Consider the following 20,406-nt stretch of genomic DNA (forward strand, 5'->3'; position numbering starts at 1 on the left):
CGGCTTTCCGGGTGAAACAGAGGCGCTGTTCGCGGAAACCCTGGATGTGACCGACCAGTTGCCCCTGAGCTACGCCCATGTCTTTCCCTATTCCGAGCGCCCGGGCACGCCGGCCGCGGCCTTCCCGGACATCGTGCCCGGCCATGTCCGCCGGGACCGGGCCAAACGCCTGCGGGCCGTGGTGGCCGGCAAACGCGACGGATTCCTGCGCACGCTCCTCGGCCACGACATGACCGTCATCCCGGAAGACAACCGTCACGGCATGAATGAATTTTATGTGGAATGTCAGGCCGACGCGCCGGGTATGCCGACGCCCAGACAATTCGTCCGGGTCCGGGCCCTGGAAATTTCGGGCGCGGGCCTGCTGGTGCGCCCCCTGGGCCCGCCAACCCGACACACCCCGGAGGCATCATGAGCATCCCGGCCATACCCAACCCGGCGAAAGCCTTTCTGTCCGTTCTTGGTGCGCGGTGGGAAGAATTCTGGCCGGACCTGCGGCCTCGCCTGGAGGACGTCCTCGGCCCCATCGACTATGAATCCGGGCCCATCCCCTTCACCCAGACCAGCTACTACGACGCGGAACTGGGCACGCCCATTTTCCGCCGCATTCTGACCTTCGCCACACCCCTGGAGATGGACCGTCTGGCCGAAATCAAACTCGCGACCAACGCCCTGGAGCGGGAATGGGCCAAGGACAGCCACCGGCGTTTCAACCTCGACCCGGGCTACATCACCCAGGAGCGCCTCGTTCTGGCCACGGGCAAAAATTTTTCGCACCGCATCTATCTCGGCCAGGGCATCTGGGCCGATTTGACCCTGATCTTCCACAAAGGAAGCTGGTTCGACCTGCCCTGGACGTTTCCGGACTACGCGACCCCGGAAATCAAGGCCCACCTGTCCCACATCCGGGACAGGTACAAGGCATCCCTGCAACGACCCAAACCATAAGGATATCTCATGCCCAAAAGTATGACCGGCTACGGCCGCGCCAGCGTCCAGGAAGAAAACTGGAATCTAACCTGGGAAATACGCAGTCTCAACAATCGCCATCTGGACCTGAAATGGAAAATCCCCCCGACCCTCTACGCCCACCAGAAAACCTGGGAAAACGAGGTCAAGGCCGTGGCCAACCGGGGAGGGGTGGAACTTTTTCTGGGGCTCAAAATCACCAACCCGGAACTGCAGTCCGTCAGCCTGGACGCCACCCAGGCCGCGGCCATGCTGAAAGAGCTGGCCATGCTGGCCGGAGCAACGGACACGCCCTTCACTCCGGACTTGAACCGATTCCTGGCCATCCCCAATCTCTGGCGGGACGCGGGCTCCATCGACAACCCCGATCTCGTCCGCAGCCTGACGGAAACGCTGAAGCTGGCCCTGGCCGATTGGGACACGGCCCGCGTTCGGGAGGGCGCGGCCCTGGAGACGGACCTACGCGCCCGTTTCGCGCGACTGGACGAATTGGTCGGCCAAATCGCGGCCCTGGCCGGGCAGACATCGGGCGAACGACTGGCGCTGATGCGCGAACGTGTGTCCAAGCTGCTGGCGGAAAGCGGCGCGCAGATCGAGGCCGAACGCATGCTCCAGGAGCTGGCCCTCATCGCCGACCGCATCGACGTGTCCGAGGAATTGACCCGTCTGGACATCCATCTACGCGGCATCGACGATTATTTCCGCCAGACCGAACCCGTGGGCCGCAAACTCGATTTCATGGTTCAGGAATGCTTCCGCGAAATCAACACCTGCGGTAACAAATGCCAGAACATCCAGATCAGCCAGATCGTGGTCGCCTTCAAGGCCGAGCTGGAAAAATGCCGCGAGCAAATCCAGAACCTGGAGTAAGGGCGCATGGAGAAAAAAAAGCTCCTCAACATCGGATTCGGCAACGCCGTGGTCCTCAACCGCGTGGTGGCCATTGTCGGCCCCAATTCCTCGCCCATGCGCCGCCTGCGCGAGGAGGCCAAGCAAGAGGGCCGGCTCATCGACGCCACCCAGGGCCGCAAGACCCGCTCGATCATTGTCACGGATTCGAACCACTGCATTCTCTCGGCCATCCAGGTCGAAACCATCAGCCAGCGTTTCAACGCCGGAGACAGCGATGACTAACCCTCCCGACACCGGGCTCATGCTCGTCGTCTGTGCCCCGTCCGGCACGGGCAAGAGCACCCTCATCCGCCGCCTGACCACGGAATTCCCCGATTTCGCCTTTTCCATCTCCTGCACCACCCGTACCCCCCGCCCAGGCGAGGTCGATGGCCGGGACTACCATTTCCTGAATCAAGGCGAATTCCTGGCCCGGCGCGACGCGGGCTTTTTCGCCGAATGGGCCGAGGTGCACGGCAACTTCTACGGCACCCCCCTCCAGGCCACCGAAGAACTTCTGCGCGCCGGCCGGGACCTGATCTTCGACATCGACGTCCAGGGCGCGGCCCAGATCAAATCCAGCCTGAAGCAGGGCAGCTTTGTCTTCATTTTTCCACCGTCCCGAGCCGTCCTCGAACAGCGTCTGGTGGGCCGGGGAACGGACTCCGCCGAAACCATCGGCCGCAGACTGGCCGGAGCCAAGGCGGAAATCGCGGCCAGCGCCTGGTTTGATCACTGGATCGTCAATGACGACCTGGATCAGGCATACGGGCACCTGCGGGCCATCTATCTGGCCGAAAAAACCCGCCCCGCCCATCAGGGCTCGTGGCGAGAAACCATGACCAAGGAATGGGAGTTGGCATGATTCAGACACCGGAACTGATCGTGGCCCTGGATTTTCCCAACCAACGGGAAGCCCTGGATTTGGCTTCGCGGTTGCGCGGCGTCGTGAATTGGGTCAAAGTAGGGCTGGAATTATTTCTGGTCGGGGGGCAACCCTTGGTCGAGGAACTCAAGGAGGCGGGTTTCCAGGTCTTCCTGGACCTTAAATTCATGGACATTCCCAATACCGTGCAGGCAGCCGTGAGCAGGGCCACGGCCATGGGAGCGGACATGCTGACCATCCACACGCTGGGCGGACGAGCCATGGCCGAGGCGGCCCTGGTCGGACGGGAGGCGGCCATGACGGCGGGCCAAGCCGCGCCACGCGTTCTCGGCGTGACCATCCTGACCAGCATGGGGCCAGCCGATCTGGTCTGGAATCCGCATGGCTCCGACGAGGATTTACAGGCCCAGACCGTGGAGCTAGCGATGGCGGCCCAAAATTGGGGTTTGGACGGCGTGGTCTGTTCAGGCCGGGAAGTTCGTGCCATACGTCGTCGATGCGAAGCCTCCTTCAACCTTCTGACTCCCGGCATCAGACTGCCCGGAGCAAACGCCGGGGATCAAACCCGGGTATGCACTCCGGCCCAGGCGGTCAGGGACGGCAGCACCTTTCTCGTGGTCGGGCGCCCCATCACCCGGGCCTCGGACCCCGTGGACGCGGCCAAAACCTATCACGCGGAGATCGCACAACCGTTTTGAGGATTCCATGAGCGACAGCGCGCCTCCTCAACATACCCGCATCAAGGGTGTTTTTTCCTCGGAAAGAGTCACCAAGGTGGGAGCCGGTGTCACGGCTCGCAAAACAACGCAAACCATGTACTGGTTCGCGGAGGAGGATGATCAGGGGGTGGTCTGGGTCCAGCCGCTGAATCCCAATTACGTGCCATCCGGTCCCAAGCAGGAGATCGAAAAAAACGAGTTCCTGGAACAGTACGCGCCAGAACCCGAATTTTACACCACGAAGGTCTATCCGAGCATCCGCAAGCTCAGCCAAACCATCGCCAAGGCGGAACGTCATCGCAACCAAGGGGAAACCTTCAGCGCCGAATATGAATTCAACAACGCCCTGCGCGTGGACGAAGAAAACATCCGCGCCAATTTTGGTCTTGGCCTGACCTACCTGGAACGCGGCGACACGGACAAGGCGGACAATATCTTTCATCGGCTGGTCAAAATGGACGCGGCCTTCGAGGCCGAACACAAACACCTGTTCAATGATTTCGGCATCAACCTGCGCAAGAATGAAATGTACGACCAGGCCGTGGACTACTATAAAAAGGCGCTGGAGCTTTCCCCCACGGACGAGCACCTGCACTACAACCTGGCCCGCGCCTATTTCGCCAAGGCGGATCTGGCCAACACCCTGGAACATCTGCGACAATGCTTGCGCCTCAACAAAGACCTTGAAGTTGCTCAAAAATTTTTACTTTACCTGAAAAAAAACAACTTGTTGCCCTCCAATGCAACCGCGACTGAAACAGGGGACGCACCATGATGGCACCCAATTTCGACATGGAGCACGCCATGCCCCCCTCCTCAAGCCCTTCCCCCCGGAACAACCGACGCAACCTCGAACGCTTCACCATCAGCGTTCCAGCCGATGTGAACACGCCCAAACAGATGAACCCAGAGCAAACCGTACCCACCACGAATATTTCCGCCGGAGGCGTCTTTTTTTCCACGGACATCGTCTATCCCATTGGAACTCCGGTCATGCTGAACATCGCCCTTGATTTCGGCGGCGGACAGCCCAATCTGGCCGGCGCCCGCTTCAAGGTCGAAGGCGAGGTGGTTCGCGCCGAATCGGAAGGCATGGCCATCGCCTTCGACCCCACCCAGGTCGTTTCCATCCGCACCGGCCAACCCAGAAAGGCCAACCAGCCGCCGGCCATGATCGGCGTGGTCGGGAACGACCCGCTGCTCAACGATCTTCTGGCCGGCCGGCTCAGTCAGGACACGGGGTTGAACTGCGCGCATTCCCCGTCGCTGACCAAAATCCTCGACACGGTCAAACCGGACCTGGCCCTGATCGACTGCTCGGGAGTCTCCGTTCCAAGCCTCTTGGAACGCCTTGGAGGGGAAAATTCGCCATTCATGACCACGTCCATTGCCCTCTTCAATGTTTCCGATGACCGCGTCGTGGAGATGGACGCCATGAACCACGGCGTGCGCGGTATTTTCTTCCGCAACACGCCCTTCAATCTTCTGAGCAAGGGCATCGGGGCCATGCTCGAAAACGAACTTTGGTTTTCGCGCGAGGCCATGTCCCAATACCTGCTGGGGCGCCATAAACAAGAAGGGGAGACAACGCCGCCCCCCACCGGGGACAATGGGGAACTCAGCGCCAGGGAAAAAGAAATCCTGCTCATGCTCGCGGCCGGAGCCACCAACAAGGACATCGCGGACAAGCTGTTTTTGAGCCTGAACACGATCAAGTCCCACATCTACAACATCTATAAAAAAATCGACGTACCAAACCGCTTGCAGGCCTCGCTCTGGGCGGCCAAGCATCTCAGGAACGGGGACCAGGGAACTTGAATTTCCCGCCCAAATGGTTCACTACCTCCCCTCCACGCGTCGCGCCCGTGACGCGGACACCCACGCACAACCCCGACGGATTTCACGCATGAAAACACTGCCCATCATCCCCCTGGACGTCGAGCCGGATTTCGACTTCGCCACCTTCCTCTTCCTGGCCCAAATCGACCAGCTCGGACCCCGGGAAATGTTGCTCGTCCTGGATATCTGGGAAAAATGGCGGCCGCTTCTGAAGATCCATCAACTCGGAGAACGCAAGGGACACGTCCTTGTGTATCTGGAAGAACCGGTGGAAAAAGAAATCGACGCGATCTGGAAGACTTCCCCGTCCGAGGGGTTTAAGCACGAAGCCATTGCCCAGACCATGATCATGGGGACGCTCAAGTCCCTCATGCCGGAGCTGGGAGAAAAGGAATGCGCCCCGGTGCCCGAGCCGACCAAGCCGCTGCGCCGGACCGTGGAAAAACTGGGGCTGACCATGCACGAATCCGGAGCGCTCTCCCGCAAATACGCGACCATCACCCCGTATCCCCACCGCTATGGATGCGAACGCTGTCACCTGAAGGACACGTGCATCAAAAACATGAATCTGGACCTTTCCGGATTGGTTCCAACCCCGGGCACGACTTCGGCCTGAATCCCGACGCCATCGCGTTCCGGCCGAAAACCACGGCCGGAACGACCCAATCCCTAGTCCACGTCCCCAAAAGCCCGCCCCATCAGGTAGCGATACAACCCGCCGAAATCCCGTGGCGAGCGGCCCAAAACGGCCCGCCAAATCTCGTCCGATTCCATGCAGAAATACAACTGCCGGTCGATGCCGCCCCGACGCAGGCGGTTGGCCAGAAATTTGAATTGCGCCTCCCGCAATGGACGTAGCAACCGCTGCTTGCCGTCGATACCCGTGATGAATTCTCCATGAATGTACGTGGACGCGGGAAAATTGGCCGCGATGCAACGCTTCAGATCCGGCATGTGGCGGAACGATCCCAGGCTGAGATAGGCAATCTGCTCGGGCCGCAAATGGTCAAGAATCATGTCGACGGCGCGGGCGTAACCAGCTTCCCATCCGGGAAAATGGATGATCGGGTCAAAATGCAGACATACCTGGAAGCCGGCCTCGGCGCAGGTTTTCGCGGCCCGCAAACGTTCTTCGAGGGAGGCGCAATCCCCCTGCTCCTCGCTATCGGAAATTTCCGGGGCATTCATGGACCACGCCGGCAGGACCCGACGCGGATCGCCGACCACATCCATCCAGGACAAATCCACGACCTTGGATTTGAGCTCCAGGCAGACATTGTCGAAGCGACGCAAAAATCCGACGAGATCACGGCTATACCCGGTCAGGGGCTCAAGCACCAGGGAATCCGTGAATTCACCGGTTCCAACCCGAAAACGTCGCGCGGGATCGGCGCCAAACGCCCGGTCCAACTCGGCCCATAAATCATCCTGGTTGGCCCAGACCTTCAGTACCCGGTCCTGGAAGTAGGCCTGCAAAATACAGTAGGAGCAACGCAGCGGGCAATTTTCTCCAATATGGATGATCTGGTAACCGCAACAATGGTAATGGCTCGTTCCCGGGCACGGCCGCAAAAAACGCCCCCAGTATTCTTTCAGATACAAAATGTCGTCGGTCAGGCCCGGCTCCAGGCCGACACCCCGAGGCAAAACATCCCACGGCAGATGCGGCAGCTGGGCCCGGACCCGCTCGGCCATGGCCGACGTGGCGACCCCCTCGTCGACCACGACCCGGCTGATTCCGGCGAGATAGGCGGGCAGACTCGTCATCGGGACTCCTCCGAAAAAAGATCGCGCCAAGCCTCGCGGGCCGCAAGATCAACCAAATCCCGGACGGCGCGTTCCAAATCAGCCCGTCCGGATACCCGCATCGAAAGCTCCACGCCGTCGGTTTCGAACCGGTCCGGCTGGGTGATCCGCCAGCGCGTGCCACCCAGGTTGACCACGGCGGTTTCAAAATCACGCTCCATGCGCGTCAATTCAGGATACCGCTGGCGTCTCGCGGCCTGTGTCAAGCGGGCCATGGCGTCCTTGGGCGAAAGATCGGCCCGCAAAATCCGATCCGCGTCCATCCTGCCCAAAACGTCCCGGACACGGTCGTTCTCGCGCAGACATGTTTCCTGGATCCAGGTCAACACGTTCAGGGCATTGCCCCTGGACCAGGACAAACTGGCGAACAGGGACTCCAACGCGCCGAGATCCTCGGGCGGAAACCCAGCCAGCACCTCGGCGCAGGCCAACGGCAGGGCACCACGCGCCAAGAGCGCGTCCCAGGCTTCGGGCAGGGCGAGCCACGCCTGGGCCAAACGGGCCGTCTTGGAACGGACGACCAAACCCAGGGACTCGAACACGACATCGAGACGAGACGCGTCCAGCCCCGCGAAATAGCGCAAGGCCGCGACAAGACGCGCGTCGTCGATGTCCAGGCCAAGATTGGACTGGATATACAGCAAGCCCTTGTCCCAGGCGGACACGGAACCCACATCCAGACACAGAACCTCCCGGCCAAGCTCGGCCAGGCATGCCACCCGGGCCATGCCCGCCACCAGCACCGGACGGGGGCCGCCGCCATCGATCACGACCGGCGTCATCTGCCCGCCGGCCTCCAGACCACGGCGCAGCACCGGGGACACCGGACGCGGCCAAAAAAGCCAGGGCCCGGAGCAATCGATATCTGGCGCGGCAAGGCGCACCAAACGGACATCAGGGGAATCAAGCGAACCAACGGGGACCAAACTCATGAGATTCTCTCAGGTATTTCAAAGAATTAAAGACCAGACGAAATTCACTTGGCCTTGACAATTTCCTTTCCACTTCCCTATAGGGGGAGTTCGTAGAAAAGTTCAGGATCGCAGCGTGGTTGAAATCGTTCCAAATTACGGAGCGGTGGACTTTTGTCCAATTTCGACTCTTTTGCAAGTACATTTCCCGTGCGCCACCGGCGTTCGGGAAAGCATTCTACCTTGTGGCCCAAGGGCCGCGTAATACTTTTGCATAAGGGGGCTGTATGCGGGAACTACTTCAAAAACAGAGGACCTTCGCCCTGATAGGACATGGTGGAACCGGCAAGACGTCAGTGGCGGAAATGCTGCTGTTCGCGGCCGGTTCCATTTCAAGGCTGGGCAAAATCGAGGAAGGCACCACGACGCTTGATTACGAACCGGAAGAAATCAAGCGCAGGGGCAGCCTCCAGCCCGGTTTCGCCCAATTTTCCTGGAAAAAGAACGCCACCTTTTTGATCGACACCCCCGGCGACAACAACTTCACCGGCGATCTCCCGTACCTCTTGCAGGGCGCGGACAATCTCGTTCTGGTTCTGGACGCCATCGACGGCGTCAAGCCCCTGACCAAGCGCATCTGGGCCGAAGCGGCCAAGGCCGAGCTTCCGACCATGGTTTTCATCAACAAGATGGATCGTGAACGCGCCAATTTCCAAATGGCGTATCAAGGCCTGGGTGACATTTTGGGCCTCAAACCCGTGCTCCTGTACATGCCCATCGGCAGCGAGACGAATTTCACGGGCGTGATCGACATTCTGGCCGGCAAGGCCTTCTCCTTTGGTGAAAAAGGCGAACTCCAGCCCATCGACATGCCCGCCGATCTCGCGGATGAAGCCGCCATGGTCCGGGAAATCGCCGTCGAGAACATCGCCGAAAGCACCGAAGAGCTCATGGAAAAATATCTGGAGGAAGGCGCCCTGTCCGACGAGGATATCGTCCTGGGCCTGCAAACCGGCGTGAGAAACCGCACCCTGGTTCCGGTCTGCGTCGGCGCGGCCATGCAAAACATGGGCGCTCTCCCGCTTCTTGAAACCATCCACGGCATCATGGTCTCCCCCCTGGACCACAAGCCGTGGCTGGACCATGACGGCAACGAACGCGCGTCCAGCCCGGAAGAACCCTTGGCCGCCTTTGTGTTCAAGACCATCGCCGACCCCTTTGCCGGACAACTTTCGATACTGCGCGTCCTTTCCGGAACCCTGGCTCCGGACACCACGGTGGTCAACACGACGACCGGGGAAAAGGAGAAAATCGGCCAGCTCCTCTTCCTGGAAGGCAAAAAACAGACACCCTGCAAGCAGGAAGTCGGACCCGGCGCCATCGTGGCCGTGGCCAAACTCAAAAACACCAGTACCGGTGACACGCTGTGCGCTGAAAAAGCATCCTTTACCCTGGAAAAACCCGTTCTAAGCCCCGCCATCATCTCCTACGCCCTGGCCGCCGAGGAAAAAGGCGAGGAGGACAAAATTTTTGCCGCGGTGCAAAAACTTCTGGAAGAGGACATCAACCTCCACCTCGAACGCAACGACGACACCGGGGACATGCTCCTGTCCGGCATGGGCCAGCTGCACATCGAAATGGCCGTGGAAAAGGTCAAGCGCCGGTACAAGGCCAATATCGTGCTCAAGACGCCCCGCATCCCCTACCGCGAAACCATCAAGGGCAAGGCCCAGGTTCAGGGGCGGCACAAGAAACAGTCCGGCGGACGCGGCCAGTTCGGAGACTGCTGGATCCGCATGGAGCCCAGCCCGCGCGGCAAAGGCTATGAATTTCTGGATGAAATCGTTGGCGGGTCCATTCCTCGCAACTATATCCCGGCCGTGGACAAGGGCGTCCAGGAAGCGGCCGCGCGCGGCTTCCTGGCCGGCTATCCCATGGTCGACTTCAAGGTCGCGGTCTATGACGGCTCCTACCACACGGTGGACTCCTCGGAGATGGCCTTCAAAATAGCCGGATCCCTGGCCTTCAAGAAAGCCGTGGAGCAGTGCACTCCGATTCTGCTTGAACCGATCATGCTGGCCTCCGTCTTTATTCCGGATGAATTCATGGGCGATGTCATCGGCGATTTGTCCAGCCGGCGCGGCCGGGTCCTGGGCTCCGATTCCCAGGCCGGTATCACCGAGGTCAAGGCCCACGTGCCCATGTCCGAAATGATGAAATACGCCCCGGATCTGCGCTCCATGACCGGCGGCCAGGGCACCTTCACCATGGAATTCGCCCTGTACGAGGAATGCCCGCCCAACGTGGCCGAACAGGTCATCGCCGAGAGCAAGAAAGAAGAATAACGCCTTCCCCGACGCCTTCCCCAGGCCGCCCCAAGGCGGCCTTTTTTTGGCCTTGTCCTGCTGCCCGACTTCCTTTAGCTTTCTCGCACAATTATTTGGCCACCCGTCCGCAACCTCAACCACCGGAGCATCCGCATGTCCGAATCACGCGTTACCCTGACTCCGCTCGGAGGACTCGGGGAAATCGGCATGAACTGCTTGGCCCTGGAGACCGAGCACAGCATGATCCTGGTGGATTGCGGCCTCATGTTTCCGGACGTCATTCTGTACGGCGTGGACGTGGTCATCCCGCGCATGGATTTTATCCTGGAGCGCAAGCACAAACTCAAGGGCATCATCCTGACCCATGGGCACGAGGATCACATCGGGGCGCTGGCCTGGCTTGTCCCCGGCCTGCAACAAGCGCCGCTGTTTGGTTCGGAATTCACCCTGAGACTGGCCTTAAAACGCATCCAGGAACACGGTCTGGACGATCATGTCGTCGTGCATCCGGTCAAGGGCGGGGATCGCGTGCAGCTGGGCGATTTCGCCGTGACTTTCATTCCGGTCTGCCACAGCATCATCGAAGGCTTCGGCCTGGGCATCGAAACGCCCGTGGGCCGCATCGTGCACAGCGGGGATTTCAAAATCGACCGCCATCCCCTGAACGGCCACGCCACGGATCTCGACGCGTTCGCCAAATTTTCCGGGGATGGCGCCCTGCTCCTGCTTTCGGATTCGACCAACGTCGAGCGCGAGGGCTTTTCCCTGACCGAACGCGAAATCATGGCGTCCCTGGACGACGTTTTCGCCGCGGCCAAGGGCCGCATCCTGGTCACTCTTTTCGCCACGCACATTCAGCGCATGCAGGAAATTTTCGACCTGGCGGCCAAGCACGGGCGCAAGGTCGCGTTCACCGGACGCAGCCTGATCACCAACATCGACGTGGCCAAGGACCTGGGACATCTGCGCTTCAATCGCGACAATTCCTGTGACATGGAGGATCTGGCCTATCTCGACGACAGCCAGATCGTGATTATCCTGACCGGCTCCCAGGGCGAGCCACTTTCGGCCCTGAGCCGGGTGGCGCGTGGTGAACACCGCCAAATCAACATCCATCACGGGGACACGGTCATCATGTCGTCGCGATTCATCCCCGGAAACACCAAGGCCATCACCAAGGTCATCAACGACCTCTACCGCCTGGGGGCGAATGTCCTGTACGAACGGGTCCAGGCCATCCACGCCTCGGGGCACGCCCACCAGGAGGAACTGAAAATCCTGCTGGACACGGTCCGGCCCAAGTTCTTCATTCCCATCCACGGCGAGTACCGCCACCTGTTCAAACACGCCGAGCTGGCCGTGACGCGCGGCATCGCCTCGGAGCGGGCCATCATTCTGGAAAACGGCCAGCCCGTGACGCTCCTGCCCTCGGGCCTCCGTCTCGAGGAGGCCGTTTACGCCGAATCCATCCTGGTCGACGGCAAGGGTGTTGGCGACGTCGGGCAAAGCGTGCTCAAGGAACGTCAAATCCTGGGGGGCGAAGGCTTGGTCATCGTCCTCTTGGTCCAGGACGAATACGGCACCATTGTCCTGGGGCCGAGCATCCAATCCAAGGGCTTTATTTTCGAGCAGCATTACGCCCACGTCCTGGAGGACGCCAAATGCATCATCCTGGACATCATCGAAGGCAACCCCGGTGGCGAGGCCTACAAGCTGGAAGAACGCATCCGTTCCTCCTTGCGCCGCTTTTTCCGCAAGGTTCTGGAACGCGACCCCATTGTCATGCCGCTGGTGGTCCGGGTCTGATCTTTTTCTTGCCTTGCCCTGCTTTTTTGCGTAACGGCTGACGTCCTCAAATCACTCCACACGTCCGCGCGCCTTCTGGTTGGCCATTTTGGTCTTCTGCGGACGGAGGAAAAAACCAAGGAGATTCCCATGGCTTATGTAACGATGAAACAAATGCTGGAGACCGGCGTCCATTTTGGTCATCAGACCCGGCGCTGGAACCCCAAAATGCGGCCCTACATTTTCGGGGCACGCAAGGGCATCCATATCATTGACCTGCAGCAGACCGTGAAGCTGTACCGCAAGGCCCACGATTTCATGGCCGAGACCGTGGCGCGCGGCGGCAAGGTCATTTTTGTCGGCACCAAGCGCCAGGCCCAGGACGTGATCAAGGCCGAGGCCGAACGCTGCGGCATGTTCCATGTCACCAACCGCTGGCTGGGCGGCACGCTGACCAACTACCAGACCATCCGCACCAGCATCGCCCGCCTGAAAAAGCTGGAAGGCATGTTCGAGGACGGCTCCGTGAACCGCTTCCTGAAAAAGGAAATCGTCGGCATGGAGCGCGAGGTGACCAAGCTCAACCTGACCCTGGGCGGCATCAAGGACATGGAAGAACCGCCGGCGGTGGCCTTCATCATCGACCCGCACCGTGAAGAAATCGCGGTCAAGGAATGCCGCAAGCTGGGCATCCCGATCGTGGCCGTGGTCGACACCAACTGCGATCCCGACCTGATCGACTATGTCATCCCTGGCAACGACGACGCCATCCGGGCCATCAAGCTTTTTGCCGGCGCCATGGCCGACGCCTGCATCGAGGGCCTGGCCAGCGCCAAGGACGAGATGCCCCAGCAGACCAAGGCCGCATCCGAAACCGTTGAAATTCCGGTCGCGGCCGCGGCCCCCGAGGCCGACGAAGCCAGTGAAGAGGAATATTAAGATGAGCATTACAGCATCTATGGTCAAAGACCTGCGCGAACGCACCGGCGTGGGCATGATGGATTGCAAGAAGGCCCTGACCGAATGTGACGGCGACGAGGAAAAGGCCATTGCCTGGCTGCGCGAAAAGGGCCTGTCCAAGGCCGCCAAAAAAGCCGGCCGCGAAACTTCCGAAGGCCTGATCACCATCCTCCTGGCCGATGACGGCAAGTCCGCCGCCATGAGCGAGCTCAAATGCGAAACGGACTTCGTGGCCAAGAACGAAGAGTTCATCGCCCTGGCCGAAGGCATCGCCAAACTGGCCCTGGAAAAGAAAACCGGAGACATGGCGGCCTTGCCGGCCGAAGCCACGGACCTCACCGGTCTCATCGGCAAAATCGGTGAAAACATGCAGACCGGCCGACTGGCCTTCATGGAACTGTCCGGCCCCGGCGTCATCGGCAGCTATGTCCATTCCAACAAAAAATTGGGTGTTCTGGTCGAGCTGACCGGCGATGCCACCCCGGAAATGGCCAAGGATATCGCCATGCAGGTCGCGGCCGCCAATCCCATCTGCGTGACCCCGGACCAGATCCCGACCGAAACCCTGGACCAGGAAAAGGAAATCTACCTGAATCAGGCCAAGGAAGAGGGCAAGCCGGCTCAGATCGCCGAAAAAATCGTCGAGGGTCGCATCCGCAAATACTATCAGGAAGTCTGTCTGCGCGAGCAGGTCTTCATCAAGGACGACAAGAAGACCATCAAGGACATTCTCGGGAAAAACGCCGCCGTGGCTCGGTTCTTCCGATTCGCGGTGGGCGCATAACAGACAAAGGGCCGCAAGGCCCTTTTTTTTTGGCCTACTCCGGGCCGCCTCCGCCGGGCAAGTCATGGCGGCGGTTGCACCGGAAGCGCGAAGTCGATATACGCTCATCCGGGAAGGAGGCTGGGGACGCCCCGGCCTCTTTTCGTTCACTGTTTTCCGCAAGGGAGAAATCAATGGAAAAACTCCGTTACGGCCGGGTCATGCTCAAGTTGAGCGGCGAAGCCCTGGCCGGCGACCAAGGCTTTGGCATCGACCCCCAGACCATCCAGGACATCTGTCAGGAAGTGGCCGCGGCGGCCAGCATTGGCGTGCAACTCAGCTTGGTCATTGGCGGGGGGAATATTTTCCGGGGCGTTTCGGTTTCGTCCAAGGGCATGGACCGGGCCTCGGCCGACTACATGGGCATGCTGGCCACGGTCATGAACGCCCTGGCCGTGCAGGACGCCTTGGAAAAACAGAACATCACCACCCGCGTCATGACCGCCATCGACATGAAGGAAGTGGCCGAGCCCTACATTCGCCGCCGCGCCATCCGCCATTTGGAAAAAGGACGCGTGGTCATCTGCGCCGCCGGCACCGGCATCCCCTATTTCACCACGGACACGGCGGCCGTGATCCGGGCCATGGAACTCAAGTGCGAGGCCATCCTCAAGGCCACCAGGGTCAGCGGCGTCTACGACAAGGACCCCGAAAAGCATGACGACGCAGTCATGTACACCAGCCTGACCTATCTGGACGTCCTGCAACAGCGTCTGCGGGTCATGGATTCCGCCGCCATTTCCCTGTGCATGGACAACAAACTGCCCATCGGCGTGTTCAATCTTTTCGTGCCCGGCAACATCAAACGGGTCGTCATGGGCGAGGATATCGGAACCATCGTCAAAGGAGACTAGCCATGGACAAGCACGTACAGGACTGCAAGACGAGGATGCAAAAAAGCATCGACAATCTGGACAAGGACTTCGCCAGACTGCGCACCGGCCGGGCCTCCACCACCCTGGTCGACAACATCAGGGTCGAGTACTACGGCACCCCCACCCCGCTCAACCAAGTGGCCTCGGTGTCCATCCCGGACAGCCGGACCATCTCCATCGCGCCGTGGGATCGCAATGCCTTTAATTCCATCGAAAAGGCCATCATGAAATCCGATCTCGGCCTGACCCCCATCAACGACGGCCGGGCCATCCGCATCAATATCCCGCCCCTGACCGAGGAACGTCGCAAGGATCTGGTCAAAATGGCCAAAAAATACACGGAAGAGGCCAAGGTGGCCATCCGCAATGTCCGCCGCGACGTGAACGAAGATTTGAAAAAATTGCAAACGGCCAAGGAAATCAGCGAGGACGATCTGCGCAAGGGCCAGGAGGAAGTGCAGAAGATCACGGATGGGTTCGTCAAGAAAGCCGACGCCGTCTTCACCGAGAAAGAAAAAGAAATCATGGAAATCTAGCGCCGGATCATGTCTGTTCCCACCCATCTCGCGATCATCATGGACGGCAATGGCCGCTGGGCCAAGGCCAGGGGGCTTTCGCGCAGTGCCGGGCATAAGGCCGGGACGGAAACCGCGCGCGAAATCGTCAGGGAATGCCGCATTCTCGGCATTCCCTTTCTGACGCTCTATACCTTCTCCAAGGAAAACTGGTCCCGCCCCAAGCAGGAGGTCGGCTTCCTGTTCGACCTGCTCCGGGAATTTCTGAGCGCCGAATTGCCCGCCCTGCTGGAACAGTCCATCCGGCTGAACGTGCTCGGCGAAATCGACGAATTGCCCCTGGCCACGCGGCAAGTACTCCGCCACGCGGAGTCCAGGACCGGAGGCTGCACGGGCATGACGCTCAATCTGGCCCTCAACTATTCCGGTCGCCATGAAATTCTGCGCGCCTGCCAGGCCCTGGTTCGCGCCGGGATCAAGGCCGAGGACATCACCGAGGACCTGATCGCCGCCCATCTTTATACCGCCGGCATGCCCGATCCGGATCTCATCCTGCGCACTAGCGGCGAGCAACGATTGAGCAACTACCTGCTCTTCCAAAGTGCCTACAGCGAACTCTATTTCACCGACGTGGCCTGGCCCGATTTCCATGTCCCGGAACTGCACGCGGCCCTGGACGCATACAGACGCCGTCAACGCCGCTTCGGCACGACCGGCGAGGCATCCGCATGACGGCGCCGCATCTCAAACGCATCGTGACCTCTGTTCTGCTCCTGCCCGTGCTGGGCTGGGCCATCTACCAAGGTGACCCGATTTTGAGCATTGTCATTTCCGTCGTGGCCGTTCTTGGGCTTTTGGAATTCTATGCGATGTTCTGGCCGGGCCGGGATCGACTGCCGTGGAAAACCGGCGGGATCATCCTGACCCTGGGCATGGTCTGGGCCCCCTTGACCTGGTCGGGAAGCGCCGTGGTCGGCCTCGCCCTGTTGGCCGCCGCCTTGGCCTTTCTGTTCACCCACGACCAAAACAAGCGTCCGGATGCCTTTCCCACCAGCCAGATTCTGCTGTTCGGACTTCTGTATCTCCCTTTTGTCCTGCGTTTCGCGCGTCTTTTGAGCGCTCCGGAAATCATCCTGGTCCTCCTGTGCACATTCGCCACGGACACGGGCGCCTATTATGCGGGCAGCCACATCGGCGGACCAAAAATCTGGCCATCGATCAGCCCCAAGAAAACCTGGGCCGGCAGTCTGGGTGGCCTGGTGGCCTGCGTGGCGGCAAGTGTCGGCACCGGGCTGATGATCGGAAACGCCGGAATCCTCTCCTTTGCCCTCCTCGGCGTGGGCCTGAACGTGGCCGCGCAGTTGGGCGACTTTTTTGAGTCCGCCCTGAAACGCTGGCGTGGCGTCAAGGACTCGGGCAAGGTTCTGCCCGGCCACGGCGGCATCCTGGACCGCATCGACAGCCTGCTGTTCGTGCTCCCGCTGTACTGCGGAATCGCCGCCATCCACCCGTTTTTCGCCTGACGCATCAAAAACCCATGAAATACATCTCCTCCCTTTCCTCCCCGCTCGTGGAGCGCCGCAACCGGCGACGCCTGTCCATCCTGGGCAGCACGGGCTCCATCGGGGCCAGCACGCTGCGGGTCGTGGCCAAAAATCCGGAGAGCCTGGAAATCCTGGCCCTGGCCGGGGCCCGGAATATCGAGCTCCTGGCCAGCCAGGCCGCAACCTTCCGCCCCCGCTACCTCGGGGTGCTGGACCAAGCCGGGGCAAAGGCCCTGGCAGCCCTGCTGCCCGCTGACTACAAACCGGAAATCGTGGTCGGGCCCAGTGGCTACGAAGCCCTGGCCACCCTGGACGAAGCCGATCTCGTTCTGGCGGCCCAGGTCGGCGCGGCCGGCTTGGCTCCGGCCCTGGCCTCGGCGCGGGCGGGAAAGATTCTGTGCCTGGCCAATAAAGAGGCGCTGGTCCTGGCCGGGCATCTCTTCCGCCAGACCTGCGCCAGCAGCGGCGCGGTGATCCTGCCCGTGGACTCGGAACACAACGCCCTGTTCCAGGCCTTGGTCGGGCATGGACCGGCCCAGGCCAGCCGACTGATCCTGACCGCGTCGGGTGGCCCCTTCCGGACCAAGTCACTGGACGCAATCCAGGCCGCGACCCCGGCCCAGGCCCTGAAGCACCCCAACTGGTCCATGGGGGCGAAAATCACCATTGATTCGGCGACCATGATGAACAAAGGCCTGGAAATCATCGAGGCCATCCATCTCTACGGAGCCGAATTGAACGAGGTCGACGTCGTCGTGCATCCGCAATCCATTGTCCATTCCCTGGTCGAATACAGCGACGGCTCGCACTTGGCCCAACTGGGCACCCCGGACATGGAGATTCCCATCGGCTATTGCCTGGGTTATCCCCGGCGCCTGCGCATCGACCTGAAACGGCTGGATTTGGCCAGCCTCGCCACCCTGACCTTCGAAGCCCCGGACGACACCCGCTTCCCCTGCCTACGCCTGGCCCGCGAGGCCATGGCCGCCAGCCCCAGCCATCCCGTGGTGCTCAACGCGGCCAATGAAATCGCGGTGGGGGCCTTTCTGGACCAGCGTGTTTCGTTTCCCGGAATCGCCCGACTCATCGCGAGGCTGCTCGAAACCCATGTCGAAACCGCCGTTCCGGACCTGGACTCCATCCAGGACCTGGACGCCGAAATCAGAATCAAGGCCGAACAGGCCATCGCGGAGGGGACATGGTAACCAGCATTCTCGCGGTGGTGCTCGTCCTGGGCGGCCTGATCTTCTTCCATGAGCTCGGCCACTTTCTCGTGGCCCAGGGCATGGGCATGGGGGTCAGCGTTTTTTCCCTGGGTTTTGGCACCCGCATCGCCGGTTTCAGGCGCGGCAAGACCGATTACCGCGTCTGCGCCTTCCCCCTGGGCGGATATGTGCAACTCGTGGGCGAGAGCCCCGACGCCGACCTGCCCGAAGGTTTCACGACGGCGGAATCCTTTTCCGCCCGCCCCCCCTGGCAACGCATGCTGGTCGTCCTGGCTGGGCCACTCTTCAATTTCCTCCTGGCCTGGATTATTTTCTGGGGGCTGGCCTGGGTCAACGGCGCCCAGGACATGTTGCCGGTCATCGGCCAGGTCACCAACGCCAGCGCGGCCCAGGAAGCGGGGCTTTTGCCCGGTGATCGCGTGTTGGCCGTGGACGGCCAGCCCATTGCCATCTGGGAGGATCTGGTCGAGCGCATCGAAGCCAACCAGGGCGATGCGCTTCACCTGACCATGCTCCGGGAAAATGAACAATTTTCCGTGAACATCACGCCCAAACTCCAGGAAAAGCGCAACCTGTTTGGCGAAATCAAGACCATGCCCATGCTCGGCATCGCTCCCAAGGGGGAATTCTCGACACGCGAGCTGGGCTTCATGGCCGCGTCGTTCCAGGGCGCCAGACAGATCTGGGACGTGACCGGGCTCATGATCATGGGCATCGTCAAATTGGTGGAGCGGGTCATCCCCTGGACCGACATGGGCGGGGTTATCCTCATTTCCGAAATGATCCACAAAGAGGCCCAAAACGGTCTGGCCAGTTTGCTGGCCCTGACCGCCCTGATCAGCATCAACCTCGGCGTGCTCAATCTGCTGCCCATTCCCGTCCTGGACGGCGGGCACATTCTCTTCTTCTTTCTCGAAACCATCACCGGCAAGCCCCTGAGCCCACGGGTGCAGCAAATGGCCTTGAAAATAGGCATGACGCTCCTGCTGCTGCTCATGGTCTTCGCGACCATCAATGATATCCTGCGCCACTTCCGCTAGTCCGATTCTCGTGCTGTGCTGCGCCGAGGAACGTGTCCAGGTGGTCCTGGGCACGAGCTCGGAGCTCCTGTTCGCCGAGGAAATGCTCTGCCCCGGCCAATCCATCCGGCATCTGCCCATGGCCATGGACCGGGCCTTGAAGTCGCGAGGGCTGGGCGCCAAAAATCTGGCTGGAATCGCCTGCGTACGCGGCCCGGGCTCATTCACGGGACTGCGCATCGCCCATGCCGCCATGTACGGACTGGCCCGCCCAGCGGGCCTGCCCATGGCGGGCCTGGAGTATCATGCCGTGTTGGCGCGACAGATCCCGACCCCGGCGCGTCACGAAGTCTGGATCGCCACGCACGCACGCAAGGGCCAAGTTTATCTGCGGGGCTTTATTCAGGAACAGCCCCTGGACGGCATCAAGCCCATGGCGGTCACCGAGGCCGCGCGACTTTTGGTTTCACGCCAAGCCCCCCGCCTCGTGGCGGGCAGCGGCGCGCGACGGAATCCCGAGCTGGGTGAACTGGCCGAATGCCCCCTCCTTCCCGTGAATTTCGACACCCCCGCCCCCATGACCCTGCTCCAGGCGGCCCTGGACGCCACCTTTTCCGAGCACGCTCCCACCCCGCTCTATCTGCGCAAATCGGACGCCGAGGACAATCTGGAAGCCATCGCCCTCTCCCGTGGCATTCCCGTGGCCGATGCGCGGCGCCATATCTTTGATTTCGAATAAATCGCAGCCCAAACATCTGTCGGACAAAAAAACTCCTAAAGAAATTCCGCTCCCCGCCGATTCTCACAGCAAGACCAATGATGCAGCCCAAGAGCTGCTCGAATCCCAAGGCAAGGAAGCCGATACCCTTTCAAGGAGGAATTTTTTATGTCGCTCGTTATCAATCACAACCTGATGGCCATGAACGCGGCTCGCAACCTGTCCAGCTCGTACAGCAGCCTGGCAACATCCACGCAGCGTTTGTCCTCGGGCCTGCGCGTCAACAACGCCGCCGACGACGCCGCCGGTCTGGCCATTCGCGAGCTCATGCGCGCCGATATCTCCACCCTGAACCAGGGCGTGCGCAACGCCAACGACGCCATCTCCCTGATTCAGACCGCCGATGGAGCGCTGGGTGTCATCGACGAAAAGCTGATCCGCATGAAGGAACTGGCCGAACAGGCCGCCACCGGCACCTACACCTCGGACCAGCGCATGATCATTGATTCGGAATACCAGGCCATGGCCTCGGAAATCACCCGAATCGCCAACGCCACGGATTTCAATGGCATCTATCTGTTGAACGGCAATCT

Annotated in this window: 21 protein-coding genes and 1 pseudogene; 20 read left to right on the plus strand and 2 right to left on the minus strand. The window is 60.8% G+C overall.

Annotated elements, in window-relative coordinates; genetic code table 11:
- The first annotated feature begins 411 nt into the window (after positions 1 to 411).
- From EOL86_04870 to EOL86_04905, 8 genes and pseudogenes are all read left to right on the plus strand, one after another.
- Positions 412 to 948 carry a DUF4416 family protein gene (locus EOL86_04870; GenBank protein ID NCD24914.1) on the plus strand — a complete coding sequence of 179 codons (537 nt, stop codon included), beginning with the start codon at positions 412 to 414 and terminating at the stop codon, positions 946 to 948.
- A gap of 9 nt (positions 949 to 957) precedes the next feature.
- A pseudogene (locus EOL86_04875) lies at positions 958 to 1,839 on the plus strand (YicC family protein).
- Positions 1,840 to 1,845: 6 nt separating this feature from the next.
- The gene (locus tag EOL86_04880; protein ID NCD24915.1) at positions 1,846 to 2,103 is read left to right on the plus strand and encodes a DUF370 domain-containing protein; all 258 of its coding nucleotides are present in this window, start codon (positions 1,846 to 1,848) and stop codon (positions 2,101 to 2,103) included.
- Positions 2,096 to 2,725 (plus strand): guanylate kinase, encoded by a 630-nt coding sequence (locus EOL86_04885; protein ID NCD24916.1) that lies wholly within the window; start codon positions 2,096 to 2,098, stop codon positions 2,723 to 2,725. The genes EOL86_04880 and EOL86_04885 overlap by 8 nt, the downstream gene beginning before the upstream one ends.
- Positions 2,722 to 3,444, plus strand: coding sequence for an orotidine-5'-phosphate decarboxylase (locus EOL86_04890; protein NCD24917.1), 723 nt, complete (start codon positions 2,722 to 2,724; stop codon positions 3,442 to 3,444). The genes EOL86_04885 and EOL86_04890 overlap by 4 nt, the downstream gene beginning before the upstream one ends.
- 7 nt (positions 3,445 to 3,451) lie before the next feature.
- Positions 3,452 to 4,240 (plus strand): tetratricopeptide repeat protein, encoded by a 789-nt coding sequence (locus EOL86_04895; GenBank protein ID NCD24918.1) that lies wholly within the window; start codon positions 3,452 to 3,454, stop codon positions 4,238 to 4,240.
- On the plus strand, positions 4,237 to 5,283 hold the full coding sequence (locus tag EOL86_04900) for a hypothetical protein (GenBank protein NCD24919.1): 1,047 nt from the start codon (positions 4,237 to 4,239) through the stop codon (positions 5,281 to 5,283). The genes EOL86_04895 and EOL86_04900 overlap by 4 nt, the downstream gene beginning before the upstream one ends.
- Positions 5,284 to 5,371: 88 nt before the next feature.
- Positions 5,372 to 5,920 (plus strand): hypothetical protein, encoded by a 549-nt coding sequence (locus EOL86_04905; GenBank protein ID NCD24920.1) that lies wholly within the window; start codon positions 5,372 to 5,374, stop codon positions 5,918 to 5,920.
- A 53-nt stretch (positions 5,921 to 5,973) separates the two neighbouring features.
- Here the strand turns inward: EOL86_04905 and EOL86_04910 are convergent, their stop codons facing one another.
- A complete protein-coding gene (locus EOL86_04910) occupies positions 5,974 to 7,071 on the minus strand; it encodes a radical SAM protein (GenBank protein ID NCD24921.1) in 1,098 nt (365 codons plus the stop codon).
- Positions 7,068 to 8,042 carry a hypothetical protein gene (locus tag EOL86_04915; GenBank protein NCD24922.1) on the minus strand — a complete coding sequence of 325 codons (975 nt, stop codon included), beginning with the start codon at positions 8,040 to 8,042 and terminating at the stop codon, positions 7,068 to 7,070. Before EOL86_04915 ends, EOL86_04910 begins: the two co-directional genes overlap by 4 nt.
- Positions 8,043 to 8,308: 266 nt before the next feature.
- Here EOL86_04915 and EOL86_04920 point away from each other — a divergent pair, with 266 nt between their 5' ends.
- The 12 genes from EOL86_04920 to EOL86_04975 form a co-directional block, all read left to right on the plus strand.
- On the plus strand, positions 8,309 to 10,366 hold the full coding sequence (locus EOL86_04920; GenBank protein NCD24923.1) for an elongation factor G: 2,058 nt from the start codon (positions 8,309 to 8,311) through the stop codon (positions 10,364 to 10,366).
- A gap of 135 nt (positions 10,367 to 10,501) precedes the next feature.
- On the plus strand, positions 10,502 to 12,154 hold the full coding sequence (locus EOL86_04925; GenBank protein ID NCD24924.1) for a ribonuclease J: 1,653 nt from the start codon (positions 10,502 to 10,504) through the stop codon (positions 12,152 to 12,154).
- Positions 12,155 to 12,283: 129 nt separating this feature from the next.
- Positions 12,284 to 13,072 (plus strand): 30S ribosomal protein S2, encoded by a 789-nt coding sequence (gene rpsB / locus EOL86_04930; GenBank protein NCD24925.1) that lies wholly within the window; start codon positions 12,284 to 12,286, stop codon positions 13,070 to 13,072.
- Between the two features lies 1 nt (position 13,073).
- Positions 13,074 to 13,877, plus strand: a complete 804-nt coding sequence (locus EOL86_04935; protein ID NCD24926.1) for an elongation factor Ts — start codon at positions 13,074 to 13,076, stop codon at positions 13,875 to 13,877.
- A gap of 173 nt (positions 13,878 to 14,050) precedes the next feature.
- Positions 14,051 to 14,770, plus strand: coding sequence for a UMP kinase (locus tag EOL86_04940; protein ID NCD24927.1), 720 nt, complete (start codon positions 14,051 to 14,053; stop codon positions 14,768 to 14,770).
- A 2-nt stretch (positions 14,771 to 14,772) separates the two neighbouring features.
- Positions 14,773 to 15,327 (plus strand): ribosome recycling factor, encoded by a 555-nt coding sequence (locus EOL86_04945; GenBank protein ID NCD24928.1) that lies wholly within the window; start codon positions 14,773 to 14,775, stop codon positions 15,325 to 15,327.
- A gap of 9 nt (positions 15,328 to 15,336) precedes the next feature.
- Positions 15,337 to 16,038, plus strand: coding sequence for an isoprenyl transferase (locus EOL86_04950; GenBank protein NCD24929.1), 702 nt, complete (start codon positions 15,337 to 15,339; stop codon positions 16,036 to 16,038).
- On the plus strand, positions 16,035 to 16,829 hold the full coding sequence (locus EOL86_04955; protein NCD24930.1) for a phosphatidate cytidylyltransferase: 795 nt from the start codon (positions 16,035 to 16,037) through the stop codon (positions 16,827 to 16,829). The genes EOL86_04950 and EOL86_04955 overlap by 4 nt, the downstream gene beginning before the upstream one ends.
- 14 nt (positions 16,830 to 16,843) lie before the next feature.
- Positions 16,844 to 18,055, plus strand: a complete 1,212-nt coding sequence (locus EOL86_04960) for a 1-deoxy-D-xylulose-5-phosphate reductoisomerase (GenBank protein NCD24931.1) — start codon at positions 16,844 to 16,846, stop codon at positions 18,053 to 18,055.
- Entirely contained in the window at positions 18,049 to 19,116 is a 1,068-nt protein-coding gene (rseP, locus tag EOL86_04965) for an RIP metalloprotease RseP (GenBank protein NCD24932.1), read from the plus strand. The genes EOL86_04960 and rseP overlap by 7 nt, the downstream gene beginning before the upstream one ends.
- On the plus strand, positions 19,091 to 19,834 hold the full coding sequence (gene tsaB / locus EOL86_04970; protein NCD24933.1) for a tRNA (adenosine(37)-N6)-threonylcarbamoyltransferase complex dimerization subunit type 1 TsaB: 744 nt from the start codon (positions 19,091 to 19,093) through the stop codon (positions 19,832 to 19,834). Before rseP ends, tsaB begins: the two co-directional genes overlap by 26 nt.
- A gap of 147 nt (positions 19,835 to 19,981) precedes the next feature.
- A partial coding sequence (locus tag EOL86_04975; GenBank protein ID NCD24934.1) for a flagellin occupies positions 19,982 to 20,406 on the plus strand: 425 nt, incomplete at its 3' end.

The sequence above is a fragment of the Deltaproteobacteria bacterium genome (assembly GCA_009930495.1).
GTDB lineage: Bacteria > Desulfobacterota > Desulfovibrionia > Desulfovibrionales > Desulfomicrobiaceae > Desulfomicrobium.

Excerpts from the sequence above, each read along its gene's own strand:
- EOL86_04890 (NCD24917.1), top strand. The coding sequence starts at position 2,722 with ATGATTCAGACACCGGAACTGATCGTGGCCCTGGATTTTCCCAACCAA.
- EOL86_04950 (NCD24929.1), top strand. The coding sequence starts at position 15,337 with ATGTCTGTTCCCACCCATCTCGCGATCATCATGGACGGCAATGGCCGC.
- EOL86_04940 (NCD24927.1), top strand. The coding sequence starts at position 14,051 with ATGGAAAAACTCCGTTACGGCCGGGTCATGCTCAAGTTGAGCGGCGAA.
- rpsB (NCD24925.1), top strand. The coding sequence starts at position 12,284 with ATGGCTTATGTAACGATGAAACAAATGCTGGAGACCGGCGTCCATTTT.
- EOL86_04955 (NCD24930.1), top strand. The coding sequence starts at position 16,035 with ATGACGGCGCCGCATCTCAAACGCATCGTGACCTCTGTTCTGCTCCTG.
- EOL86_04885 (NCD24916.1), top strand. The coding sequence starts at position 2,096 with ATGACTAACCCTCCCGACACCGGGCTCATGCTCGTCGTCTGTGCCCCG.
- EOL86_04960 (NCD24931.1), top strand. The coding sequence starts at position 16,844 with ATGAAATACATCTCCTCCCTTTCCTCCCCGCTCGTGGAGCGCCGCAAC.
- EOL86_04935 (NCD24926.1), top strand. The coding sequence starts at position 13,074 with ATGAGCATTACAGCATCTATGGTCAAAGACCTGCGCGAACGCACCGGC.
- EOL86_04915 (NCD24922.1), bottom strand. The coding sequence starts at position 8,042 with ATGAGTTTGGTCCCCGTTGGTTCGCTTGATTCCCCTGATGTCCGTTTG.
- EOL86_04900 (NCD24919.1), top strand. The coding sequence starts at position 4,237 with ATGATGGCACCCAATTTCGACATGGAGCACGCCATGCCCCCCTCCTCA.
- EOL86_04910 (NCD24921.1), bottom strand. The coding sequence starts at position 7,071 with ATGACGAGTCTGCCCGCCTATCTCGCCGGAATCAGCCGGGTCGTGGTC.
- EOL86_04925 (NCD24924.1), top strand. The coding sequence starts at position 10,502 with ATGTCCGAATCACGCGTTACCCTGACTCCGCTCGGAGGACTCGGGGAA.
- EOL86_04870 (NCD24914.1), top strand. The coding sequence starts at position 412 with ATGAGCATCCCGGCCATACCCAACCCGGCGAAAGCCTTTCTGTCCGTT.
- EOL86_04905 (NCD24920.1), top strand. The coding sequence starts at position 5,372 with ATGAAAACACTGCCCATCATCCCCCTGGACGTCGAGCCGGATTTCGAC.
- EOL86_04880 (NCD24915.1), top strand. The coding sequence starts at position 1,846 with ATGGAGAAAAAAAAGCTCCTCAACATCGGATTCGGCAACGCCGTGGTC.
- EOL86_04920 (NCD24923.1), top strand. The coding sequence starts at position 8,309 with ATGCGGGAACTACTTCAAAAACAGAGGACCTTCGCCCTGATAGGACAT.
- rseP (NCD24932.1), top strand. The coding sequence starts at position 18,049 with ATGGTAACCAGCATTCTCGCGGTGGTGCTCGTCCTGGGCGGCCTGATC.
- EOL86_04895 (NCD24918.1), top strand. The coding sequence starts at position 3,452 with ATGAGCGACAGCGCGCCTCCTCAACATACCCGCATCAAGGGTGTTTTT.
- EOL86_04945 (NCD24928.1), top strand. The coding sequence starts at position 14,773 with ATGGACAAGCACGTACAGGACTGCAAGACGAGGATGCAAAAAAGCATC.
- tsaB (NCD24933.1), top strand. The coding sequence starts at position 19,091 with ATGATATCCTGCGCCACTTCCGCTAGTCCGATTCTCGTGCTGTGCTGC.